General features: G+C 47.1%; 16 protein-coding genes. 10 read left to right on the forward strand and 6 right to left on the reverse strand.

Annotated features, from left to right (window positions below):
- From RMO52_RS17595 to RMO52_RS17605, 3 genes are all read right to left on the reverse strand, one after another.
- Positions 1–608: glycosyltransferase (locus tag RMO52_RS17595; protein WP_310416774.1), on the reverse strand; the 608-nt coding region annotated here is incomplete at its 3' end.
- 55 nt (positions 609–663) lie between these two features.
- Positions 664–1,335 (reverse strand): transglutaminase-like domain-containing protein, encoded by a 672-nt coding sequence (locus RMO52_RS17600; RefSeq protein ID WP_310416777.1) that lies wholly within the window; start codon positions 1,333–1,335, stop codon positions 664–666.
- Positions 1,336–1,600: 265 nt separating this feature from the next.
- Complete coding sequence (locus RMO52_RS17605; RefSeq protein WP_310416780.1) at positions 1,601–3,151, reverse strand: FAD-binding oxidoreductase; 1,551 nt, start codon at positions 3,149–3,151, stop codon at positions 1,601–1,603.
- Positions 3,152–3,178: 27 nt separating this feature from the next.
- Here RMO52_RS17605 and RMO52_RS17610 point away from each other — a divergent pair, with 27 nt between their 5' ends.
- Both RMO52_RS17610 and RMO52_RS17615 read left to right on the forward strand, forming a co-directional pair.
- Positions 3,179–3,607: a TerB family tellurite resistance protein gene (locus RMO52_RS17610; RefSeq protein WP_310416782.1), complete on the forward strand. Its 429-nt coding sequence runs from the start codon at positions 3,179–3,181 to the stop codon at positions 3,605–3,607.
- Between the two features lie 287 nt (positions 3,608–3,894).
- Positions 3,895–4,950, forward strand: coding sequence for an ABC transporter permease (locus tag RMO52_RS17615; RefSeq protein ID WP_310416785.1), 1,056 nt, complete (start codon positions 3,895–3,897; stop codon positions 4,948–4,950).
- Between the two features lie 159 nt (positions 4,951–5,109).
- On the opposite strand, the gene dprA is transcribed toward RMO52_RS17615, so the two are convergent.
- Entirely contained in the window at positions 5,110–6,261 is a 1,152-nt protein-coding gene (gene dprA / locus RMO52_RS17620) for a DNA-processing protein DprA (protein WP_310416789.1), read from the reverse strand.
- 504 nt (positions 6,262–6,765) lie between these two features.
- Here dprA and RMO52_RS17625 point away from each other — a divergent pair.
- From RMO52_RS17625 to RMO52_RS17635, 3 genes are all read left to right on the forward strand, one after another.
- Positions 6,766–9,165: a DUF1574 family protein gene (locus tag RMO52_RS17625; protein WP_310416792.1), complete on the forward strand. Its 2,400-nt coding sequence runs from the start codon at positions 6,766–6,768 to the stop codon at positions 9,163–9,165.
- Positions 9,166–9,230: 65 nt separating this feature from the next.
- Positions 9,231–10,757 (forward strand): MBOAT family O-acyltransferase, encoded by a 1,527-nt coding sequence (locus RMO52_RS17630; protein WP_310416795.1) that lies wholly within the window; start codon positions 9,231–9,233, stop codon positions 10,755–10,757.
- Between the two features lie 34 nt (positions 10,758–10,791).
- Entirely contained in the window at positions 10,792–11,208 is a 417-nt protein-coding gene (locus RMO52_RS17635) for a secondary thiamine-phosphate synthase enzyme YjbQ (protein WP_396135043.1), read from the forward strand.
- Positions 11,209–11,393: 185 nt separating this feature from the next.
- On the opposite strand, the gene RMO52_RS17640 is transcribed toward RMO52_RS17635, so the two are convergent.
- Together RMO52_RS17640 and RMO52_RS17645 are read right to left on the reverse strand one after the other, a co-directional pair.
- On the reverse strand, positions 11,394–12,269 hold the full coding sequence (locus RMO52_RS17640; protein WP_309743584.1) for an NAD(P)-dependent oxidoreductase: 876 nt from the start codon (positions 12,267–12,269) through the stop codon (positions 11,394–11,396).
- Between the two features lie 217 nt (positions 12,270–12,486).
- Positions 12,487–13,992, reverse strand: a complete 1,506-nt coding sequence (locus RMO52_RS17645) for a catalase (protein WP_310416799.1) — start codon at positions 13,990–13,992, stop codon at positions 12,487–12,489.
- Positions 13,993–14,247: 255 nt separating this feature from the next.
- Between RMO52_RS17645 and RMO52_RS17650 the strand changes: the two genes are divergently transcribed.
- The 5 genes from RMO52_RS17650 to RMO52_RS17670 all read left to right on the forward strand — a co-directional run.
- Positions 14,248–14,643, forward strand: a complete 396-nt coding sequence (locus RMO52_RS17650; protein WP_309743588.1) for a helix-turn-helix domain-containing protein — start codon at positions 14,248–14,250, stop codon at positions 14,641–14,643.
- Between the two features lie 510 nt (positions 14,644–15,153).
- Positions 15,154–16,869: an AarF/ABC1/UbiB kinase family protein gene (locus RMO52_RS17655; RefSeq protein WP_309743590.1), complete on the forward strand. Its 1,716-nt coding sequence runs from the start codon at positions 15,154–15,156 to the stop codon at positions 16,867–16,869.
- A gap of 155 nt (positions 16,870–17,024) precedes the next feature.
- The gene (locus RMO52_RS17660; protein WP_310416802.1) at positions 17,025–18,458 is read left to right on the forward strand and encodes an FAD-binding domain-containing protein; all 1,434 of its coding nucleotides are present in this window, start codon (positions 17,025–17,027) and stop codon (positions 18,456–18,458) included.
- 124 nt (positions 18,459–18,582) lie between these two features.
- Positions 18,583–18,987: a hypothetical protein gene (locus RMO52_RS17665; protein ID WP_310416805.1), complete on the forward strand. Its 405-nt coding sequence runs from the start codon at positions 18,583–18,585 to the stop codon at positions 18,985–18,987.
- Positions 18,988–19,204: 217 nt separating this feature from the next.
- On the forward strand, positions 19,205–20,091 hold an 887-nt coding region (locus tag RMO52_RS17670), incomplete at its 3' end, for a peptidylprolyl isomerase (RefSeq protein ID WP_310416808.1).

Below are 20,091 nucleotides of genomic sequence, written 5' to 3' on the forward strand. Positions count from 1 at the left end.
GTAAATCTGTCGATCGCGACTGGGGGATAAATCACATCTGCCGAGCGGCGATAACAGCGCCAGATCCGGCTGGCAGTAAAATGGGAGTTGGCGATAAAGTGGTCTACACGATTGGCTGAGAGGACATCCCACTGCCGGAGCTGATGTAGTAAATACCGGGTCAAGATGCCCGGAATGCCCCTGCCGAGTCGGCTTTGGTCTAAATAGTCAAAAGTGAGATCCCAAGCGTAGCGCATCGGCGTATGGCAGTAGCACAGATGCAATTGTTGGGGGGTAGTCAGGATACCTTTGGCAACGGCATGGGCGGAGGATAAAATTACATCATAGTGCCGCAAATCTAGTTGCTCGATCGCCAGCGGCATCAGGGGTAAATATTTTTGGACGTTACTTTTTGCTCCGGGGAGATGCTGGAGAAAGGTGGTACCAATTTGGCGATCGTAGAGATAGCTCTGGGGGTCGCTCGATTCAAAGTCGATCAGTGCATACAGATCGGCATCGATAAATTCGAGCAGTTCTTTGACTACTAATTCTGAGCCACCAGTGGCTAGGGGTGTCAACCATTCATGCACCAGTGCGTAATTGAGATCCGATCGGGGTTCGAGTGGCACAGAAGATAATGTTGGGGACAGATCTTCACTATCGTACCGAGGATCGCGACAAGGTTTATTGCGCTGGTTCGATTTTATCGAGCCAATGTTTGATGGCTAGGGCGCGATTGAAGTCTGGTTGATGGAGATAATTTGCTTGTAAGTTATGGAGAATTCGCTGTAAAATTTGCCGATTGCTAACTGGTTGGAGGATTTCTGGCGGTAAGAAGGGGATATCTTGTTGATAGATTTTCATCAATTTTTGGCGACAGTCTTCGACAAATAAAATTTCACCGCGATCGAAGACATCGACAAAAATTCCGGCATTTGCAAAGTTAGGGCGAATCAAAAAATGTCCCGGCATTCCAATCCCGACCATCGGAAAGTCGATCGCTTTGGCTAAATGGAGATAAATGATGGCTAGGGTAATGGGAATTCCTGTCCGTCGATCGATAACTTCATTGAGAAAGCTATTGCACGGGTTATAATAATCGGCTTCGTTGCCATAAAAGCCTAATTCGGTGTACAAGTATTCATTAATAACTTGAATGACTTTGAGCGGATAGCGATCTGCGGGTATTCTTTGAGCTAAATCTGCACTCATGTCAGCTAAAGCTTGTAAGTAGCGATCGACATCGAGATTGGGATCCTCAATTTGGGCGATATACAATGCTGCTTTTGATAGATTTATTTCGCGATCGTCAGGGCGATCTATTTCAGTCAAAAAATTAGCTAATGATTTAGTCATTGAGGATTAGGAATTTTCAGTGTGGGCGATACCGGGATAAGTATTGATTATCCAATCAATCACTATTATATATTTAATCTAAGTTGGTACCTAGAGAATGCCTACGATTGAAATCGTTGCTAATAATGCAAAGTCCGCCTACGCGGACTAATCAATTCAGTCCGCGTAGGCGGACTTTGCATCACAAGCAGCGGTTTCCAACCGCTTTGCTTATAAGCAACTTGGGTTGTTTAATAGTCTAGAGCTACGAGTTAAGATTTCACGATTAGTGATGTAGATCGCTGCCCGAACCATAGCGATATGCTTGTAAAAGTTGCCGATAATAATACTGCTGTGCTGGAGATAGTCGATCTAGTAGTGGCGCAACTAATCGACCGATCGGGTAAAGTCCATTGTATCCACATAGCTTGAGATAATTAATCAGCCAATTGAGTAAAGTAATGATGCCAACGTGGGGCACAACGGGGATTACGGCGAGCGGATTGGTAAGTGATGTTTGAAGTAACGTACTAGTGAGCGCGGGGAACTGGACGACATCTTGCAAAAATGGTCGCAGCACATCGTCGCCTAAATCTGCCATCGATCGAAAGACAGCAGCTAATAAATTATTAATTGTATCGGGATTTGATTGTTGGGAAATCCCCACGCTCATCGCTCTTTGAAACATCCAAGTGACAGCAATATTGGGCTGATAGGGTTGGAGTAATTGGAGATCTTTATTACTGAGTGCATCCGACTCGATCGCCATCACAATCCCATCAGTCAGGCGCGATAAATGACGCATCATCGCCCCAAATCCCCCGAAGCTGACAGGCGATTGACTGCCACTACTGTCGCCGACTAATAGTACTCGTGCCCAGGGGGTTTTGAGCGGGCTATCCCGGTAAGATGGAAAGCAGCCAAACAGACAACGCTGAAAATTTAGTTGGGCTAATTCTACCTGTTGATATGTTGGCAAGAGGCGGAGATATTCATCGAATAAGAATTTGAGACTAAACCGATCTGGATGGGCGTCGAGATAGGTAAATAAATAAGTAGTCCGTCCATCGCGTGCGGGAAATGCTTCCCAAAAGTACTGACATTGATGCTGAATTGGGGTAATAGAAGCAAAGATATCGCCCGTCTCATTGCGATTGAATCCCGTCGCACAACTCCCGACTACCAAGCAAATTCCTTCGGGTTTTTGACTACCCCGAGCTTGAGCCGCCAAGGGCGAAAAGTGCCCCATTGCATCGATAAATAATTTACTAGTTAATACCCCGGTACCTAAATCGATCGAGACTCCGTTAGGATGGATCGTCACCCGATCGCAACTGGTAAACTCAAGTAACTTACCCCCGTCTGCCAAGAATTTGGTTTTGAGCGTCGCCAGTAAATAAACCGGATCGACACCAATGTTCAACACATCCCGCACCCAGATATCGGGGGTGTTGGGAAAAGAGATCCGCGCTGGGTTGTATTCAGTGGCGATCGAGATCGCTAATTCGGCTTCAGATAGCAGTTCTAGCTCCACCAACACCATCAATTCCGCCCGCGAGATATTCCACTCCTGGACTCGCCCTTTTAACTCTCCCCGCTCGATTACCGCTACTTTCAGCCCACGCCGTTGGAGTGCCGCTCCGAGGATAATGCCCAGCGTACCACCCGCGATCGCGATCTCCACATCGCTGGTTTTTAAAAATTCAGCGCTCGAAACGACCATTTCTCGTGACGATATTTGCCCCTGACGCAAATTTTGCCACATTTCATCGACCCGATCGAGATTGGCAAGGGTATCGGCCGGAAATTGGGCAGCCATGTCAGCAGCGATCGGCATAGAATTATGACAAGAGAACTTCTCACTATGATAGATCGTATGGATATTCAAGCTCAGGCACGATCGTTACTGAAAATCCTCATCGGCGTAGCTTGGCTCGATGGCCAAATCCAGCCCCAAGAGCGGCAATACCTCACCACACTCGCCCAAACACATCAGCTCGATCGCGATCCGGAAATCGACACCTTACTCACTAGTCCGACACGGGTGACTCCAGATGAATGCGAACGCTGGATTCAAGCGTATTTGGGAGATCGATCGATCTACGATGACGACGAACTCATCGAAGCAATTAGCGGTCTGATTTATAGCGATGGTGATGTCGCCACTGCTGAAGCAAATCTCCTCGTAAATATTCAATCCGAACCGACAGTGGGAGTTCCCACTCCACAACCATTAGTCGCTAAAATTCGGCAGCTTTATCAAAATTGGTGTCAGAAGATTCGATCGGAGTAAGAGGATATTTAGAAAGTATAAGGGTATCACTCGCATACCCTAGAAATCCCCCAACCCCCTTAAAAAGGGGGCTTTCAAAGTCCCCCTTTTTAAGGGGGATTTAGCGGATGCAATCACGCGGAGGTTCCCTCCGCATGTGTTGCACCAAGCAGCGGCGTTTTTATTCGGGGGGAACCCCCGAATAAAAAAACGACAAGACAGGGGGATTTAGATCTCCGATTAAAAACATAAAATCTTTTCAGGCACCCTCTCAGATATCAGCTATTAACTAATCCTGAATAACTAGCATGACTCGTACCCTATCCGCTAGCAATCTTGTTTCCCAAGGACAAGCCATCTTCACTAGTGAAACATTTTTATATATTGTCAAGCGATCGCTGCAAGCGCTACTGACGCTATTTCTAGCCTCCATCTTATGCTTTGCCATCATTCAATTATCGCCCGGTAACTTTCTCGATACCCTCCGCCAAAATCCTCGAATTACCCCAGAACGATTAGAAGAACTAAAACAGCTCTTTGGCTTGAGTGAAAAAAAAGATTTGATAACGGTGACTCAGCAATATTTTAAATGGTTGTTTCAAGCACTTCAGGGTAATTTAGGCTTGAGTATGCTGTACTTTCAACCCGTGACATTATTGATCGGGCAGCGGATTAGGGCAACGCTAGAACTGGCACTCGCGTCGATAGTTTTGACGTGGGCGATCGCAATTCCGTTAGGGATTATCGGTGCAGTCAATCAAAATAAATTTATCGATAAATTCCTCCGCGTCCTCAGCTATACCGCCCAAGGATTTCCCAGCTTTGTCACCGCTTTATCACTCTTAGTTGTCGCGCAAATCACTTCGCCGTTGCTCCCGGTAGGCGGGAGAACTAGTATCAATCACGACCAATTATCCTGGTTCGGCCAGCTACTTGATATCTTATGGCACATGATTTTACCGACGATCGCTTTGACGATTACGGGGTTTGCTGGATTGCAACGGATTACGCGGGGAGAACTACTCGATGTCTTGCGCCAAGATTATATTCAGACTGCTCGTGCCAAAGGTTTATCTGAAAATCGGGTCATCTACGTTCATGCCCTGCGGAATGCAATCAATCCTCTAATTACACTATTAGGCTTTGAATTTGCCAGCTTACTCGGCGGTGCCTTTATTGCCGAATTCTTCTTTAATTGGCCCGGATTAGGTAAATTAATCTTATCCGCAGTTACTGCCAAAGATATTTATCTAGTGATGGGTAGTCTGATGATTGGGGCAATCATGCTCATTGTGGGTAATTTGTTTGCAGATCTCCTACTCAAGTTTGTCGATCCGCGCATCAAGCTAGCCGACTTGAAATAATTGAAAGGGGGAAAGGGTAAAGGGTAAGGGGTAAAGGGTTGATGTTTAAGTACGCTATTTCCCCAAAATAGCAGGAGAGCCAAACTATCCACTATCCACTATTCACTATCCACTAGAAAACTAGTAACTATGTTTTGATGCAAGATGTGAGTTAATTACTTACTTTTGATAACGCATCCCAGGTAACTGCGTTACCAAACCGAGTAACTCTAGATGAATCAAGCTGCTCGAAACAGTTGCGACTGGTAGCTGAGATTTCGAGACAATTTCATCAAAATTTACTGGTATGTCTGTAAGTAATAACCAGATTTGTTGCAGATCGGGCGGTAGCTGCGGTGGGGGTGTTTCCGGTACACTCGATCGCACTGTGACTCGATCGATTGCGGCAGGTTGGAGTGTTGGAGTCACAGCCAGATCGAGCGGCGGGAGGGCGGCGAGTAATTCGAGCAGATGATCTAGGCCGAGGATGAGCTGTGCGCCGCGACTGAGTAGTCCCAGACATCCCAGAGAGTTGGGGTTGTCCAGCGAGCCAGGAAGGGCATATACATCGCGTCCGAAGTCATTGGCTTGATAGGCAGTAATCAGTGCCCCAGATTTAGTCGGTGCTTCAATGACGATCGTGACTCGACTCAAGCCAGCAATAATCCGATTGCGAGCCGGGAAATGCGCTCGATCGGGCGGTGTTTTGGCGGCATATTCGCTGACAATTAAGCCATGCTGGGCAATTTGGGCAGTGAGCTGTCGATTGCGCGGTGGATAGACCATATCTACCCCCGTCCCCACTACGGCGATCGTCAGTCCGCCAGCTTCTAGACAGGCGGTATGCGCCTCGGTATCGATGCCCTGTGCCAATCCTGAGACGATCGGATATCCTTTACTGGCTAAGGCGCTACTAATCTTGCGCGCCCAGCGTTTGCCATAGTCGGAAGGATCGCGGGTACCGACGATGCCAATGGCGGGGGCATGAGCTTGAGGTTGGGCGATCTGGGATTGCCCTCGGTAGTACAACACCGTCGGTGCTGAGGGAATTTCGGCGAGGAGGGCAGGATAATCAGGATCGATTCGCACCCACCAGTCGGGATTGTCGAGCGTATGTTCGTCGCCCAATTTGTGCGGCTCGATGCTCGCCCGAGCAGTAACAATCTTGGCTAGCAATTGGGTACCGATGCCATCGATTTCGAGGAGTTGCTGTCTGTCAATATTCCAGGCGGTTTCCAGATTTCCAAACCGCTGACACAATCGATCGATTAAAATTGGCCCAACGCCAGCAACTTTCGACCAAGCTAACCAATAAATCCGTTCTTGTGACATACGATCGAGTCCACTTTCCTTCGATCTATTGTGCCCGCTCCGGCTGGTATTAATTGACAAACAGCGTTAATCTATCCCCGGTGGCTCAGAGGGTCTCTGAAAGCCAATTGCGTTAGGCATAAACCCTGGAAATCCCCCCGAGCAAGCCTTAGAAAGGGGAGAACCGGATTCAAAGTCCCCCTTGAAAAGGGGGATTTAGCGGATGCGCTCGTCACGGAGGTTCCCTCCAGATTGAGCGCGTCAAGACAAGACAACGACAAGACAGGGGGATTGAGATCTACGATTGAAGACATCCTCTCAAATTACACCGCCAAAAAATGGGTATGGGTAGATCTTCACAAATTGACGGTTAAATCGATATGATAATGAGCGATTAGGCTGCTGGAGAGTTAATATCTAAAGCGTGCCTTGGAGCATACCTCCATCATCGTTACATGTTGTTTAGCTGGCATCTCGATCGAACCTACTTATTTTGAGACCGATCGTGAAGATCTGCACAGGATTATGGCTGACTCTAATTCGACCGATAGCGACGCTACGTTCATTCAGACAACAGATACAGCCTCAGCGCAGCAGCGCCGAATTTTTAGAGCGCTCCAGCAGGTGTTAAGTCCGCTCGGGGTAAGGTTTGAGTTTTCGATCCGCGATCTGACGCAGGCGACTAAATTTGCGGTGGATGATGCGCAGACGATCTTTCAGTCTCCCGACGCCTGCTGGCAAGCCCTCGAATATCGGTTGTGGGTGAGATGTTATTCCCAGAAAACCCTGGATCCGCAACTGCTTGCCGAACCATTAGTGCAACAATTGCGGCAAATCGATCTGCAAAATTTTCAAGATGCGATCGTCCAATTTTCGCGATTTACCGCCCGAGAATCGACAGGCACGCAAATCCCCGATTGGCAATTAAAGCTCGATCTCACGCCGCCCATAGTAAGACTGAGAAGTTGGGCGCGGTGGGGCGATGTGCAAGCGATTACTAAGTTACTCAATTTCGAGCTAGCACCAGCAGATATTCAAGTCAGTACGGTCTTGAAAAATCTCACTTTACAGATTTTTTGTACGGTGACGAGTACGCAGGCTGCCAAGTTTCCCGCCAAAAAAATCGTCCTCGATACGATCGCGCCGTTACTAATTGCTCTAACGCCTCAAGGCATTCAGGGCGCAACAATTCATGGCGTTCAATTTCAACCCGATCTGAGCGGACAGTTAGAACCGCCCGTCTGGATTCACTGGCTAGACTTACCAGCACTGGGAGATCCGCATTACTCGCCCACGCCGATAATTTTGGCCGCACGGGGCGATGAAAATGCCCTCCAGTTTATCCTCGAACGGTTGCTTAATCCCGACTTAGAACAGTGTTTTACCAACGGGGGTGTCAGTTTATCACTGCTATTTCGCCATCAGCTATTGCATGTGATGAGTGAAGCCGTAGTCTGTCCGATTCAAAGTCAAATTGCCACCACAGTTATCAAAGTTTTAACACAACTCAGATTGCCAGGAATTAGGGGCGTGCGCGTCCACGGACGTAGAGCTGGGGAATCGATTTCGCAATGGACTTACGGCGTCGATTTTGATGCGCCACAACCGATATTGCCACCGCTAGCATCGCCACCAAAACCGCCAGAACCGCGCTTTGTTGCCGCAAAGCCGAAAATTAATTGGGGTCAAAAAATCGGTGCCTATTTAGTCAAAACGCGAATCTGGACACCACAATTGGTAATGGCTAAAACTAATCAATTATTCTATCAGCCTCGGTTCCGGTGGCAACCCTCCATCCTATTATTCTTGATGGGGGTTGGCTTGGTAAGTATGGGCGATCTAGCGATCGAGTTAGCGATCGAAGCCCGACATCTCAAATATACTCCGACTGAGGCTATTCAATCATCATTTAATAATCCCCTGCTCGAACAGAAATTAGCACAATACCAATTGCGGTGCTTGCAGCATGGAGTTCCGGATGTATTGATTGTCGGCAGTTCTCGCGCGTTGCGCGGCGTCGATCCTGAAGTATTGCGGCGGAGCCTAATCGATCGCGGCTATCAAAATCCCAAGGTCTATAATTTTGGCATTAATGGTGCCACCGCTCAAGTGGTAGATCTGATTTTGACCCAATTATTAAGTCCGCAACAGTTACCAAAACTAGTAATTTGGGCAGATGGCGCACGGGCATTTAATAGTGGGCGCAGCGATCGCACTTACGAAGCAATCGCGATGTCCGATCGCTTTCGACAACTGGCTTTAATCTCAGCAATCAATACTAATAGTCTCTCAATATTTCAAGCTCAATCTTCTTTGCAAAATACTTATCAGGCGATCGACAATGCCATCGATCGGCGCTTGGATCGGGTATCATCAGCGTATCATCATCGCACGATTATCAAGAGTTGGTTGCAGTCTAAAATCCCTACAGCCGATCGACGTCAGGCACTCCTTAGCGATATAGCTGCAAGTGTTGACACTTTAGATGGGAAAGAACAGCCTCGCGAAATAAATTTCGATGGCTTCTTGCCGCTCGAATTAACATTCGATCCCAATACTTATTATCAGAAATACAATAAAGTCACGGGTGACAGTGATGGCGATTATACTAACTTTCAATTGCTCGGCAATCAGGATCGCGCTCTCAATCGAACTGTCGAACTATTAAAGCGTCAGAAGATCCCCTTAGTATTTGTCAATATGCCATTGTCGGATATTTATTTAGATAAAGTCCGTCGCCAATATGAGGTTGTTTTTAAACAATATATGCAGACAATGATGGAGTCAGATCGACTTACTTTCATCGATCTGGATGTTATGTTCGATCGGAAATACGATCGTTTTTCCGATCCAAGCCATCTCAATCAAGTTGGAGCCAACGATGTGAGCAAGTATTTAGCCCAGGTTAATGAGATTAGGTGGTAACGATCGATGAGTATTACTATAGCTATTCTATTCGAGTTGTATAAGTCTCGACCTTATTTTTTTAAATGAAATTTATATCACCAGCCTATGCGATCTTTCTGTGCATTACTTTAATATTCTATTGGGCGATCGCTAGAACTCAAAGCCATAAATTGTGGGTAATTGTAATTTCGAGTATCCTATTTTATATCTCATTTCGGCAGCTTCAATATTTTCCAGTTATTGCCGTAATGGTTTTGGTTAATTATTGGATTGGTAAGCTTTTACTCGAAAGTCAAATAATTGAATATAAAGAAGTTCAAGATCGCTTGGGAGATGACTACTTTTGGCGATGGTTGCCGCGTGGGAGACAACAACGGAAACGAGTGCTAATTGCCGGAATTCTCTTTAATATTTCAATCCTAGTTTTGGCAAAGTATATTCCTTTCATCGTCAGTATTTTTGCACCCATTAATCCGAATGGACTACAACCGATCGCGATCTGGCTCAAAACAAATTTTTTACCGCCATTAGGAATTTCCTTTCTGAGTTTTGAGTCGGCTGCATATCTAATTGATGTCTACAAAGGTAGTCCGGCAACTGGTAATCTACTTAAATATGCTGCATACAAATCATTTTTTCCGAAACTAGTTTCGGGGCCGATTACCCACTACCATCAATTTGCGCCCCAATTAAATAACTTACAATTTCCCTCGATCGAGCGGTTGACAGAAGCTGGCTGGTTGATTGCTAGTGGTGCAATTAAGAAAACATTAATCGCAGATAATTTAGCAACATTTGTCAAGCTAGTATTCGATCCAAATACACTCGATCGAGCGGGAAGTATCGATCTATGGCTGGCAATTTTTGCGTATGGATTACAGCTATATTTAGATTTTAGCGGTTATGTCGATATCGTCCTCGGGACAGCCATCTTATTTGGCGTTAATTTACCCACAAATTTCAATTTTCCCTATCTGAGTACGAGTATTGCGGACTTTTGGCGACGGTGGCATATCAGCCTGGGAAACTGGTTGCGCGACTATATTTATATTCCTTTAGGCGGTTCGCGATTGGGTTTGGCGCGGACTTGTCTCAACCTCATGGCACTGATGCTAATTTCGGGAATTTGGCATGGTGCTGATTGGGGATATATTCTGTGGGGTTTCATTCATGGAGTTGCTCTAGTTATCCATCGATTAACTCACGTATTATCGGGCAAAATTAAGCCCCTCGCTTTATTTTGGCAAAGTCCCTGGGGACATATCAGCGGTTGGATAGTAACTCAATCATTAGTATTTATAACTTGGATCTGGTTTCGATTACCCAATTTAGCTCAATCAAATTTAGTATTTCAACATCTGTGGGGTTATCCCCGCGATGCTCAGTTTGTGACAAAGATTTATCTCGAAAATCTCAATCTAGCCGACAGTCAGATTTTCTTAGTCCTTTTGGGTATTACGATCGCAATGACGATCGCTTATATCTTCGATCGAATCCTCAAATTAAATCTCAATTGGCATCTAAAATTAACCCTAATTCCGATTTGCCTGTCTATTGTCTGGTTGTTATCGCCGCCAGAGAGTTTAGCCTTTATATATTTTGAATTCTAAGATAGATTGGTAATATATATTATTGAGATCGATCGTGACTCACTATCAAAAACTTCTGACTATTCCCAGCACTCCTAAATCTTTTGTCAAAATTACTCCTCAGATAAATAATATCGTCACAGAAGCAGCAATTCAAACCGGACTCTGTACCCTCTTTTTGAGACATACATCGGCAAGCTTGGTAATCCAAGAAAATGCCGATCCCGATGTCTTAATTGACTTAGCCAACTTCCTTGCTAAATTAGTCCCAGAAGACGGCAAATATATCCATTCTGCTGAAGGTGCCGATGATATGCCCGCACACATTCGGACGGCATTAACTCACACCTCCGAGCAAATTCCAATTATGCGTGGCAAGTTGGTGTTAGGGACATGGCAAGGTATTTATCTGTGGGAACATCGTCAACACCGCTACAACCGCGAATTAGTCGTTCATATTAGTGGCGACTAGTGATGAGCGATCCTGTAGGGGCAGTGCTGTCTTGGGATTAAGCATCTCACTCGAACTGAGAAAGGTGTTTAAAACTGTCATTAACCTCAGTTTGTGATAAGTTGGCTCACCTACGTCTGGTGCGTTACCCTCCGGGATAACTCACCCTACAATTTGGGATCTTATTTTCATGCTACTCGATCGCCTCACAAGGATAAACTTAGCGATGCTAACTCACTCCGTAATGATGGCAGCTTGTAGCCTAATGAGATTGCCTTGTGATTATCGAGCGACACATCAGCCGCACGCGGCGCTGTCATCGGCAAATCACGTCGATCGATGGGCGATAATAAAGCCGAATCGAGCTGAAATACTTCCGCTAGCAAGCAGCCGAAATCATAGCGTGAGATCCGCTCGCTACCGCCGAGATGAATTATTTCCGAGCCGTGCTGTAACGCCAGCAACAGTCCCTGTGCCGCAGTTGTCGCACTGACTGGAGTCCGAAATTCATCGACAAATAGCTGTAAACTGCGATCGGCACGCATACTGGTAAGCCACGGCTGGATAAAACTCGTCGCTGCTGGTGGAGCCATACCAAACATCAGCGGCATTCGACAGATTGTTGCTTGGGGATAGGCGGCTAAAATCGCCCGCTCGGCGGCTACTTTTTGCTCGCCGTAGATATTCAGCGGAGAGACTGGATCTGTCTCTAGATAGGGTGGTTGCGTACCGTCAAACACCAGATCGGTGGAGGTAAATACCAGGGGGATTTCTGCCCCCGCACAAATCTGGGCGAGGATTTGAGTGGCGGTGATATTGATCTGGGCGGATGGGATGGGCTGCTCTTGGCAAAGGTTGGGACTTGATGCCGCTGCGGCGTGGATAATCGCGTCGGGTGCGATCCGATCGATCGCGGCTGCAACTAACTCGGCGTTTGTCAGATCGACTCGCTCTAGCCGAACATCGGGAATAGAGAGCGGATGTCGATGAGAGATCCCATGTACTTCCCACTCAGCGCGGGCGACTTGGCACAAATTCCAGCCCAGAAAGCCGCTAGCACCAGTAATCAGTAATTTCCGCATCGTTATAATTACTCCCTTTCCGCTCGAAGAGTATATATTTCTCTGACTGTAACAGTTAAGGCTAGATCGCCACTATAAATATTATCTGCTGAAAACCAGCAATTGCAATCCATCGCAGTCAATATATACTCTGACGGAGGGAAGGGAGTAACACTACCCACGATCGAAATCTTGGGTAGTGCGGGAACGGAGCAAATATCCTGATACCAAACTTGCGTTATTTAAGTGCCAGTGATGGCATCATTGCTGGGTCGAGTTTAATTCCCAATCCTGCGGCAATTTGCATTCCATACTGCGGATCTGCGCGGAAAAAATGGCACAATTGACGCATTTGGATATCTTGACGCGCTCCACTCAAACTACCGATAATGTTGTCAACTAATCGCTGTTGGGCATCTGGTTTTAATAAGCGATACAGATCTCCCGCTTGGCTGTACTCGTCATTACCTTGATGATGGTCGTAGCGATTCGGCTCCACCGACGCTGCGCGAACGACCTTAACATGACCCAAATCCATCGCTGGCTCGACATAAGCGCAATTTTGCTTAGGTGCAGCATCGTGACTATTCGGATCGTAATTGGGAGTATTTCCGCCATTATCACCCAAAGCCATCGCGCCGTCCCGCTGGTAGTGCATGACTGGGCATTTGGGCTGATTTACGGGCAATTGTTGGTAATTGGCACCAAGGCGGTAACGCTGCGCGTCGGGGTAGGACATAATCCGCGCTTGCAGCACCTTATCAGGAGAGAAGCTAATCCCTGGCACTACATTGGAGGGCGAAAATGCCGCCTGTTCGACTTCGGCAAAGTAGTTTTGGGGGTTGCGGTTGAGTTCGAGCATCCCGATATCAATTAGGGGATATTCAGAGTGCGACCAGACTTTGGTTAAATCGAAAGGATTGTCTCGATGCTTTGCCGCCTGCTCTTCCGTCATCACCTGGATGCACACGCGCCACTTGGGGTAGTCGCCGCGTTCGATCGAGTCAAACAGATCGCGAGTAGTATAGTCGGGATCTTCCCCTGCTAACCGCGTTGCCTCTGCTGCTGGTAAGTTTTCAATCCCCTGCTGCGTTTTGAAATGGAACTTACACCAAACTCGCGAACCTCGATCGTCGATGAGGCTGAAAGTATGACTACCAAACCCATCCATGTGACGATAGCTCTTCGGCGTACCGCGATCGGAAAACAAAATGGTAATCTGGTGCAGGGCTTCGGGACTGAGCGACCAAAAATCCCACTTAGCATTCGCATCCTTACAATTCGTTTGCGGATTGCGCTTCTGGCTGTGGATGAAATCAGGAAACTTAATCGGATCGCGAACGAAGAAGACTGGTGTATTGTTACCTGCTACATCCCAGTTACCCTCCTCAGTATAGAACTTCACAGCAAAACCTCTGGGGTCGCGATCGGTATCAGCCGAACCCTTCTCGCCACCTACAGTTGAGAACCGCATCAGCATAGGAGTTTGCTTACCAATTTCTGAAAATAGTTTAGCTCTAGTGTACTGAGTGACATCGTGAGTAACTGTAAATGTCCCAAAAGCAGCAGCACCCTTAGCATGGACTACGCGCTCAGGAATGCGTTCGCGGTTGAAGTGAGCTAGTTTTTCCATGAGGTGGAAATCCTGCATCAAGATGGGGCCGCGATCGCCCGCTGTGAGACTATTCTGGTTATCGCCGACGGGAATACCATCAGCAGTGGTAATTGGATTGTGTTCGCTCATAATTGTTAGTTTCTGATTCGATCGTATTAGTCTGCGGAGGCGAACTTTACTGGCGCGTGGAGTGGTTTGAGCTACTTTGACCGGACTAGCTCGATATCGAGCGGGGCTTCATTCCGATCTATGCCTCCAAGTCGTTTAAAATCAACTGCTCGCATCTGCGATCCTTCGATTTGTCATACTATTACTTTAGGTACCATCGTCAAGTTCGTAAAGTACGCACAGATTTTGTACTAAGTATCAAAAAAAATACCGTAAATGACCAAAATTCGACATTCCCGACTCGATTGCAGTCCTGGCTGTTCGGTTGAGGCAACGATTAGCCTCATTGATGGCAAATGGAAATGTGTTATCTTGTTTCACCTATTGGATGGCACTTTGCGCTTCAATGAACTACGGCGGTTTGTGCCCACTGTCACGCAGCGGATGCTCACCAACCAGTTACGGGAGTTGGAAGCAGACGGGCTAATCACCCGAAAAGTCTATCCGCAGGTTCCCCCCAAGGTGGAGTACAGTATTTCTCCCTTGGGGCGAAGCTTGGAACCCGTACTCATGACCTTGAAAATTTGGGGTGATGCGAATATTGGTTTGTTTGCTTGCCCAGATCGATCGCTGGATCGAATATCGAATGATTTGGATCGGGTTCAGAGTTGAATAATCGGTCGATTGATGAAGAGATTGCGATTGACTATCACAGTTAAGGCTGGATCGCCACTATAAATTTTATCTGCTGAAAACCAGCAATTGCAATCGACCTGCTAAGGCAGCGCTGCGCTATCGCAGTCAATATATATTCTTGCGGCGGTTCGGGAGTAGCTAAAGATACTCGCTCAAAGTGCCAGTGGCACTCCAGTGGCTCAGCAAGTACTCTAGATCGTCAGAGAGTGCAAATGTAGCTGCTCTAGCTCAATCTTACTGCCGATCGACACCAAATTCGAGTATACTACTGTCTCCCGATCGATCCAATCTCCATCTACGCACTCCCGCTACTAGGTTCGGTTATTGCGATCGCTCAAAGTAGCTTGTACTTTTGTATACTAATATTAAGAATAATTATCCGATCGAGCGAGAAAAGTTAAGATATTCAGGAAAAGTGTAACGAAATTTAACTTTATCAGTCGATAATTATCATATTACAGATCGAGCAAGAGGAAAATATAAACTGTGAGTCAGCAACAACTCGCCCAACTGCGGCGGTACAACCCACAAGCGATTGCTAGCTATTATCATAGACGCCCTTGGCTGGTTATTTGGCGGGCAATAACGATTGTCTGGTTGTTTGCAGGATTTTTGATTGGCATATTACTCGATCGATCTGTCGGCAATACAGAAATTAACAAGTATCAACGCGCAGAACAACTGCGAGAAATCCTCACGCAATTGGGGCCAACATTTATCAAAGTCGGACAATCACTCTCCACGCGTCCCGATTTGATTAGACAGGATTACTTAGACGAGCTAATCAAATTACAAGACCAACTCCCACCGTTTGATAATGAGTTGGCGATGCAAATTATCGAAACCCAGCTCAAGCAACCTGTCGAAGAGTTGTACAAAGAAATTTCACCGCGTCCGGTTGCCGCCGCGAGTTTAGGTCAAGTTTACAAAGCTAAATTGTATAGCGGTGAAGATGTAGCGGTAAAGGTGCAACGTCCTAATCTATTACCAACTATCACCCGCGATTTGTATCTATTAAGATGGGCATCAACTTGGATAAAGCCGTTTCTACCGTTGAATTTAGGGGATAATCTGACGATCGTCGTCGATGAATTTGGAACGAAGTTATTTGAAGAAATAGACTACCAACATGAAGGACGGAATGCCGAGAAGTTTGCAGCGAACTTTCAGGACGATCCAACAGTTAAAGTCCCCTCGATTTACTGGCGATATAGTAGTCAAACCGTCCTAACTTTAGAATGGATCGATGGTATTAAACTAACCGATCTTGAAAGCATCCGCAAAGCGGGACTCGATCGCGATAAACTCATTAAAACGTGTGTTTACGCTGGTTTGAGGCAGTTATTGGAGTTTGGTTTCTTTCACGCCGATCCTCATCCGGGTAACTTATTTGCCCTCACCGACGGGCGGCTGGCATTTATCGATTTTGGGATGATGGATCAACTCACCCAAAATACCAAAGAAACGATCGCCGGATCGATAGTTCATGTAATTAACAAAGACTATCTCTCGCTCACCGATGACTTTGTAAATTTAGGGTTCCTCACCCCAGATATCGATATTTCGCCAATTATCCCCGCCCTGGAGCGCGTATTAGATAATGCGATCGGTGAAAATGTCGGTAACTTTAACTTCAAAACAATTACCGATGAATTTTCGGAATTGATGTTTCAGTACCCCTTCCGCGTTCCCGCCCAATTCTCACTGATCATTCGCTCCCTCGTCACCCAAGAAGGCATCGCCCTGAGCCTCAACCCCAACTTCAAGATCGTCGAAATCGGCTATCCTTACGTCGCTCAAAGATTGCTTAATGGCGAGACTCCCGAGATGCGCCGTCGCTTGCTTGAAGTAGTGATTAAAGATGGTAAACTTCAGTGGAAACGTCTGGAAAATATGATCGGCATCGCCCGCAGCGACAACAATTTCGATCTTTTACCTACAGCGCAATTAGGATTCCAATTTCTGATGTCTCCCGAAGGTCGATCGCTACGCAATCAGATTATCATGGCGCTAACCGAAGATAATCGCTTACATGTGAGTGAAGTTCAACAGTTGTGGAATCTAGTCAAACAGGAGCTGGAACCAGCTAAACTGCTCAATGTGGCGATCGGTGCGCTAGCGGAGAGTGTACCCAAAGCATTTGGCAATCTCTCGACAGCAGGTGTCAGTTCTCTACTCGGCTCGCTCTCCAATAGCAAGTAAATATTTATAATGTAGGCAGTGCCCTAAACCTAGATAGTGGTTGATGTCCACTATCTAGGTTTCAGTTTTTGGGAAAATATTTATTCAACGATCCTCTAGCCTTCTCCACTGTGGGGAAGGAGCAACAGCCCCTCCATTTCTTACAGCTAATTTTCATGTCAGATTTAGTTTTATTTTGGCATCGGCGGGACTTAAGAATTGTCGATAGCATTGGCTTGGCACAAGCTAGCAATACTAATGCTAGAGTCATCGGTGTCTTTTGTTTCGATCGAGCGATGCTGTCGCTGGATGTGGCTCCCGCCCGAGTTACTTATCTGGTAGGTTGCTTGAGCGCCTTGGCAGATGATTACCGTCAAGCCGGAAGTGAGTTATTATTTCTCGATGGCGATCCGATCGAGAAAATTCCCCAATTAGCTAAGGCACTCGCAGCTAAATCGGTATACTGGCATTGTGATGTCGAGCCGTATGCCAAGACTCGCGACGAACGGGTGAGCGGTGTCTTACAAGCCCAAAACATCGCAGTGCATAATAATTGGGATCAGCTTCTCCACGATCCGACAACCATTACCACTGGCAATAACCAACCCTATAGTGTCTACACTCCCTTCTGGCGGAACTGGAACAGTCGATCGAAACCAGCACCAGTAGATGTCAAATTGCCCCAGAGTCCCCTAACTCCAGCCGAAAGACAAGCACTCACCCAAGTACCGACGATCGATCTACCTACCGCTCGGGCGCTAGGATTTACCTGGGAGCAGCCGCTGGCGCAAATCCCTGGTACTAGTGCCGCCACCACAGCATTAGCAACATTCTGTCATCGATCGATCTCAGACTACGACGAACAACGCAACTATCCCGCTGCGGCTGGCACCTCGGGGATGAGTGCGGCGCTGAAATTTGGCACCATTGGGATTCGGACGGTGTGGGCGGCGACAACTACCGCGATGAAAGAAGCCCGCAGCGATGAAGCCCGAGCGGGCATCACCACCTGGCAGCAAGAAATCGCATGGCGCGAGTTTTATCAGCAGGCAATGTATCATTTCCCCAGCCTAGCCCAGGGGCCTTACCGCGACCCCTTCAAGCAGTTTCCTTGGAAAAACGACGAACATCAATTTCAAGCCTGGTGTGAGGGCAAAACGGGCTACCCGATCGTCGATGCCGCGATGCGCCAACTCAATCAAACTGGCTGGATGCACAACCGCTGTCGGATGATCGTCGCTAGTTTCCTTACCAAGGATTTAATTATTAATTGGCAATGGGGCGAACGCTATTTTATGGCACGCCTGATCGATGGGGACTTGTCATCGAATAATGGTGGCTGGCAATGGAGCGCATCGAGCGGGATGGATCCCAAACCCTTGCGAATTTTCAATCCCTATACCCAAGCCCAAAAATTCGATCGCGATGGCGACTATATTCGCGAGTGGGTACCCGAGCTAAAACCGATCGCTACCAAGCTCATCCTCAGTGGTGATATTCAACCGCTAACTCGCCATCAAATCGGCTATCCTCTACCGATCGTCGATCATAACGTTCAACAGCGATTGTTTAAAGAGCTATACGCTAGTGTCAAAGGTGCGGCAGGATAAATAGGCTTTAGGCTTTGGGTTTTAGGCTTTAGTTGTAGGGTGGGCACTGCCCACCATCAGGGTTGTAGGTATTATCTATTTAAATCATAACTGTATCCAGCCATTTATTTTCGCGGGAAATTTAATGAAAGATTGGATCGATCGAGAGATCGCGAGTTTAATCGATCGATACGGACAGGTGCCACCATTGTGGGTGATTTTTCCAGACGAGCATCCCTGTAGTATGTGCTGGCGGATGGGTTATGGTGATTCGTATCCAGAGATTTGGAATCAGTGGTGGCACGATCGGCACTTTAGTGAAGCCGAGCGGATTGCCTACTTTCAGCAGTGGACTCTGCCCGCGATGTGGCTCAAATGGACGATCTTGGCAATCTGGAATCTGCGAGATAGTGAAGATGATGCCGATGTCGATTTGACACCTTATTTCGATCGATTAGCCGCGCTGGGATTTCCTATCAAGGAAGACTACGAGCGAGATTTTCACGATCCCAAATGGTGCGGCGATGAAGAGGATCTGGATTTAGCATAAAGCTGCTTTGAGCTGCAACATTGCTAGGGTGCAGTTTATACTCGTGGGTAGTCGAGCAAATAAGCTCGATCGATTCGGATCGTCTTATCGAGTTAAATATCGATCGCAACTTGAGATGTCGATCGATCGAACCGACAGATAGCAGCAATAGACCTCAGATCGCCAGTGACTGTGATGTGGCAAGATAGAGAGTGGATTATATAAATACTTTTTACAGATGCAAACAGGCAAAAGTTCTATACTCAGTCGCGGGCGGCACTGGTTGCAGACAGGAGTGATGGCAATGCTGTTACTGACGCTCTCTGTAGGGCTGAGTGCGGCAACTCTACTCCCCTCGGGTAACGCTATTACCGACGGACAGGCGATCTTACGCTATGCACTCCCGATCGAGAATAAACCAGTGCGGGATCTGCAAAACAGTCTGGAAGATATTTCCAACCATTTGCGGGGGAAACAGTGGAGTACGATCGCCAGTGATGTTAAGAAAGCAGCAGTAGTAGTCAAAAACAAGCGAGCCGATATCCTCAAAAGTGTTCCTGAAGCCAAACAAGCCGCAGCCCAAACACTCCTAGACGACATCCAAACCCACGTAGAAGCTCTTGCTGTAGCCACAGAAGCCAAAGACAAGCCCCAAGTGCAAGCCGAACGCGCTGAGGCGTTAGCACATATTGGCACGCTCGAAGCTTCGATGGTGACTGGTTTCCCTTACACTGTACCTACTGAATATAGTAACTTACCGCAACTCCAAGGTCGCGCCACGATCGCCCTCAAAACTACCAAAGGCGATATCAACCTGACTGTCGATGGCTACAGTGCGCCAGTAACGGCGGGTAACTTCGTCGATCTCGTCAATCGGGGTTTTTATAACGATCTTGCTTTTACCCGCGCCGAAAATGATTATGTCCTCCAAATCGGCGATCCGCCAGGGGAAGAAGTCGGTTTTATCGATCCCAAAACCAAGAAATATCGGGCGGTACCGCTCGAAGTGATGGTTAAAGGCGATAAGGAGCCGATGTATGGGATTACGATGGAGGATGCTGGCAGATTTCGCGAGGAACCCGTATTACCCTTCTCGTCTTATGGTGCGCTAGCAATGGCGCGTCC

This window comes from Chamaesiphon sp. OTE_8_metabat_110 (assembly GCF_031382685.1).
In the GTDB taxonomy this organism is placed as follows: Bacteria; Cyanobacteriota; Cyanobacteriia; order Cyanobacteriales; family Chamaesiphonaceae; genus Chamaesiphon.

Coding starts and splice junctions, on each gene's coding strand:
- RMO52_RS17600 (WP_310416777.1), bottom strand. CDS start 1,335: ATGACTAAATCATTAGCTAATTTTTTGACTGAAATAGATCGCCCTGAC.
- RMO52_RS17605 (WP_310416780.1), bottom strand. CDS start 3,151: ATGCCGATCGCTGCTGACATGGCTGCCCAATTTCCGGCCGATACCCTT.
- RMO52_RS17610 (WP_310416782.1), top strand. CDS start 3,179: ATGATAGATCGTATGGATATTCAAGCTCAGGCACGATCGTTACTGAAA.
- RMO52_RS17615 (WP_310416785.1), top strand. CDS start 3,895: ATGACTCGTACCCTATCCGCTAGCAATCTTGTTTCCCAAGGACAAGCC.
- dprA (WP_310416789.1), bottom strand. CDS start 6,261: ATGTCACAAGAACGGATTTATTGGTTAGCTTGGTCGAAAGTTGCTGGC.
- RMO52_RS17625 (WP_310416792.1), top strand. CDS start 6,766: ATGGCTGACTCTAATTCGACCGATAGCGACGCTACGTTCATTCAGACA.
- RMO52_RS17630 (WP_310416795.1), top strand. CDS start 9,231: ATGAAATTTATATCACCAGCCTATGCGATCTTTCTGTGCATTACTTTA.
- RMO52_RS17640 (WP_309743584.1), bottom strand. CDS start 12,269: ATGCGGAAATTACTGATTACTGGTGCTAGCGGCTTTCTGGGCTGGAAT.
- RMO52_RS17645 (WP_310416799.1), bottom strand. CDS start 13,992: ATGAGCGAACACAATCCAATTACCACTGCTGATGGTATTCCCGTCGGC.
- RMO52_RS17650 (WP_309743588.1), top strand. CDS start 14,248: ATGACCAAAATTCGACATTCCCGACTCGATTGCAGTCCTGGCTGTTCG.
- RMO52_RS17660 (WP_310416802.1), top strand. CDS start 17,025: ATGTCAGATTTAGTTTTATTTTGGCATCGGCGGGACTTAAGAATTGTC.
- RMO52_RS17665 (WP_310416805.1), top strand. CDS start 18,583: ATGAAAGATTGGATCGATCGAGAGATCGCGAGTTTAATCGATCGATAC.